Annotated in this window: 5 protein-coding genes and 1 riboswitch; all 5 genes read right to left on the reverse strand. The window is 51.9% G+C overall.

The features are described from left to right. Positions 1-195: sirohydrochlorin chelatase (locus AC5V8P_RS24125; protein ID WP_495473950.1), on the reverse strand; the 195-nt coding region annotated here is incomplete at its 3' end. A 90-nt stretch (positions 196-285) separates the two neighbouring features. Further along, positions 286-2,079, reverse strand: coding sequence for a precorrin-3B C(17)-methyltransferase (cobJ, locus tag AC5V8P_RS24130; RefSeq protein ID WP_064797726.1), 1,794 nt, complete (start codon positions 2,077-2,079; stop codon positions 286-288). A 193-nt stretch (positions 2,080-2,272) separates the two neighbouring features. Continuing rightward, positions 2,273-2,428 carry a hypothetical protein gene (locus AC5V8P_RS24135; RefSeq protein WP_156497401.1) on the reverse strand — a complete coding sequence of 52 codons (156 nt, stop codon included), beginning with the start codon at positions 2,426-2,428 and terminating at the stop codon, positions 2,273-2,275. Next, a riboswitch (cobalamin riboswitch) is annotated at positions 2,390-2,576 on the reverse strand. (Overlaps the previous gene by 39 nt.) A gap of 57 nt (positions 2,577-2,633) precedes the next feature. Further along, positions 2,634-3,188, reverse strand: coding sequence for an LOG family protein (locus AC5V8P_RS24140; protein ID WP_064797725.1), 555 nt, complete (start codon positions 3,186-3,188; stop codon positions 2,634-2,636). 201 nt (positions 3,189-3,389) lie between these two features. After that, the coding region (locus tag AC5V8P_RS24145; protein WP_495473951.1) for a uroporphyrinogen-III synthase at positions 3,390-3,829 on the reverse strand (440 nt) is incomplete at its 5' end.

Consider the following 3,829-nt stretch of genomic DNA (forward strand, 5'->3'; position numbering starts at 1 on the left):
AAGAACGACACGCGTCGCCCCTTTCTCCACACACGCCTGTACTCCTTCGGAAATACTTGGGCGCGCCAACTCCAGGAAGCAGGTTTCTACACACGTACCTGGCGCCCGATCTGCCACCGCCTGTGCAAATTCCAGTAGTTCCTGATTACCCTCTGGGTCCCGACTTCCATGTCCAACCAACAATATTGCATCCACTGCTGTTTGTTCCTCCTCATTTATAGGGATAGCCTACAGACGCCCTATTATATATATGCTTGTATCCGGTTCATCAAGCCTACCAACCGACTAATCACCACAAACCGCGTTCACTTCTACTGTTGCCGGCGCATCTTCATGCCGGAAACCGGCAACGATGCCTACACGTTTGAAAAATTTATGAAAACGCTCGTTCGGATGCCCTTTTTCCTTGTATTCAGCGATAATATTCTCCACGATGTCCGTAATCTGGTCACCCGGAATCCCTTCCGCTACAGGCTGAGCGGCATGAGCGTTGCGACCAAACTTTTTGCCGCCGAGAAAAAGATCGTATCCTCCCTTGCGATAGACGATTCCGATATCCTCCAGCACCGCTCCATAGCAAGCCATGCCACATCCGTTCAAGGCAATACTCGTTTCCTTGGGTGCCTGTAAGCCGCCAAGTACAACCTGTAGATGCTCAGCCACAGGCACAGCGTCATCTTTCTCCATATTGCAGAAGTCGCACGCCTTCACCTTAAACACATCGCCGATCGGCATGACAATGAATCGCTCATCTCGTAGCCGTCCGACTAGTTCCTCGGGGTCCGTGCACGGCACGCGCAACACGATTTGATGATCTGGCGTGTATTCCAGCTCACCATCATCACCCGCTACGTCAGCGAGCAATGCCATCTGCCGAGCGGTGAACTTCTTGTTTCCCACACCAGGGGAAACACCTACCTCAAACAGCGCAGGCTTGCCAAAGCCGCCTGGCGCTTTCCCAGCCGCAGCCCCTGCTCCGGCTGACGTTCCGACGGCGCTCACGGCAGCAGGCGCTTGCCCGCTCCAGCGAGCGTTGGCCTCGCCTGGCAGCTTGCCGCTGACAGCAAGGCGGCCGAGCGCCTCTGCGGCCAGCGATGCCCCGGTCTGCTTCGCAGGCGTAGCCTGCACGGCAGCCATCGCTTGCGGGCGTGTCTGCGTGGCAACCGCAGCTCCGCTTGCGGAAGGCCCGGTGGGCGCAGTCAGAGCTGCGCCTGCCTGCGGTCCATCCAGCGCGCGATCCTCTTGCGCGCCCAGCGACCACGGCTCTGCCTCCGCACGAAGCCGCTGGTGCGGCTTAAGCGCTTGCTCAGTCGTATCCAACGTGTATTTACGCTGATAGCCGCGCGGAGTCACGATTAAGCCGTCATACACTGTCGTTGAGGAATTGCCGATGATTACGGTCGTCAGCATCCCAATATCATGGTTCAGCATATCTTCCAGCGTCGTTACAATAACCTGCTGACGTTCACGATAAGCACTCTTCACCAGCCCAACCGGAGTCTGCGGATCACGGTAACGGAGCAAAATGGACTGCGTCTCCACGATCTGGCGGGTACGCCGGCCACTGCGCGGGTTGTATAATGCAATTACAAAATCAGCCGAAGCCGCAGCTTCTACCCGCTTCACGATCGTTTCCCACGGGGTCAGATGATCGCTCAGACTGATCGTGCAAGCATCATGCATCACCGGCGCCCCCAACAATGAAGCACAGGATTGGATAGCCGAGATCCCCGGCACGACTTCTACCTCAACTCCGTCCTCGCGGCGCCAGCCTTTTTGCATCAGCACTTCGTACACCAGCCCGGCCATGCCATAGACCCCCGCATCTCCACTGGAAATGACGGCTACCTTCTTGCCCATCTCTGCTTGGCGAACCGCCTCTTGTGCACGGCTCACTTCCTCTGTCATCCCTGTGCGTACAATCTCCTGACCATTTAGCAACGGACGGATCAAATCAACATAGGTGTTGTAGCCGATAATGACCTCACTTTCAGCCAGCGCATCCAACGCCCGTTTTGTGATATGTTCCATATCTCCTGGTCCAAATCCAATCACCAGCAATTTTCCTAATGGGCTCATCGTGCTCCTCCTATTCATCCTTTTCAGGGCAGCTATACTAACTAATTCATTAATTTATGAACATCTATAACTCGAAAAACCCCATCCTGCCCGGATGGGGTTCCTATGTACGTATCTCTCTCATCAGACGAAACAGCGTAAGAAGACAGTTCTTGTCTCCCTCCAACCTGCCGTTGTTTTCCATCTGTTTTGTTTACGCTTCAAACGCTGCTGCACGTTCATATCCACGCAAACCTGTAACCAACATGGAAAAAGCAACGTGTGCCTGATTTCCTGATTTTCGTACACCCATCCTCTCCGCGAAGGTTAACGGTGCATACAGATCAAGGTAGGTCTCCTGGCTTGGCATCAACGGATTCTTTCGTCTTCCCCGTTTTGTACGAGTGACCATTTTAAAAGAATCCTCTTCCTTACAGTGGCGGGACCGCTCGGGATTTGCACCCGATTCCCTGTTACCCTTTGCTCAATCGCAAAGGCACCTTGTCTGTCCGCTATTTGATTATGGGTCTTATCATAACCTTGCCTCAATCAGTTGTGCAAGCACGAAAAAAGCTTTATTTTAAGTTCTCTGCTTTATTTTTTAACATATGCAGCAATTCGTCCGGGTCCGCAGAGATACTCAGTAGCGCTGGATGATCAGCTCCGGTAAACCCTTCCTGAACGCTATGACGTACCATTTCTACCAACGGGTCAAAATATCCATTTACATTTAGCAGCCCAATAGGCTTGTGGTGAATACCAATTTGCGCCCAGCACAATACCTCGAACAGCTCCTCAAAGGTTCCCAAGCCACCCGGAAGGGCGATAAACGCATCGGCCATCTCGCTCATTGCCGCCTTACGTTCATGCATGCTTGCTACCTCAATAAACTCGGTAACTCCCCGATGTACGATCTCTGCATCAAATAACAGGGTCGGCATAATACCGGTGACCTGACCGTCACCCGCCAGCAGTCCATCCGCCACCTCACCCATCAGCCCTCTGCTGGAGCCACCATAGATCAGACGGATATGCTGGCGAGCCATGGCTTCCCCCAGCTTGCCTGCCGCCTCTACATATACCGAAGAATGTCCAGGTCTGGACCCGGCAAATACACAAATAGAATTCATTAACGTCTCAGCTCCTGTCCTCAAGTATCATGCATCGAAACTTATTCATTATATTAGACAAATATTTTCGCTATAACAAAAAACTTTATCGATGCATGTCCAACAAAAAAAGATAAAGACCTCGCAGGCCCTTATCTTTATTTTACGCTGGATTCGTAAATATAAGTTCATTTTCAGCTTACAGCACTATCGTTGTCTAACTCATTTCAAATGACCATTCACGCTCTTCAAGCCGTAGCCATGCACCGAGTCACTATGCTCAAAATATTTGCCCAGCTCCACCATCATCGCGCCCATGCGCTCTTCAGTTGGGAACACAATTCGTTCAATTCCCTCTTCCAAAATGGATTGTGCAGTCACTTTGCCTACCGATACAGCAATGACATCTTCACGAAAAGCTTCCAGCAAATCTTCAATTCGGTTTTGCTCTCTGGCATATTGGGCCAAAAAACGGATTTGCGGGCCACTCGTGAACGTGACAGCATCAATCTTACGCTGGATCACATCGTCCAGCAATGCCTGCAATTTTGCTTCTTCAGGTGGAATATGCTTATAAGGAAGTACTTGGCGAGTTACTGCCCCCTGCTCATTCAGCCACTCTACCAACCGGGGGGCCAAATCTCCATGCAGTTGCAGCAGCA

It is taken from the genome of Paenibacillus sp. N119s (assembly GCF_059447605.1).

Coding starts and splice junctions, on each gene's coding strand:
- cobJ (WP_064797726.1), bottom strand. CDS start 2,079: ATGAGCCCATTAGGAAAATTGCTGGTGATTGGATTTGGACCAGGAGAT.
- AC5V8P_RS24140 (WP_064797725.1), bottom strand. CDS start 3,188: ATGAATTCTATTTGTGTATTTGCCGGGTCCAGACCTGGACATTCTTCG.
- AC5V8P_RS24135 (WP_156497401.1), bottom strand. CDS start 2,428: ATGCCAAGCCAGGAGACCTACCTTGATCTGTATGCACCGTTAACCTTC.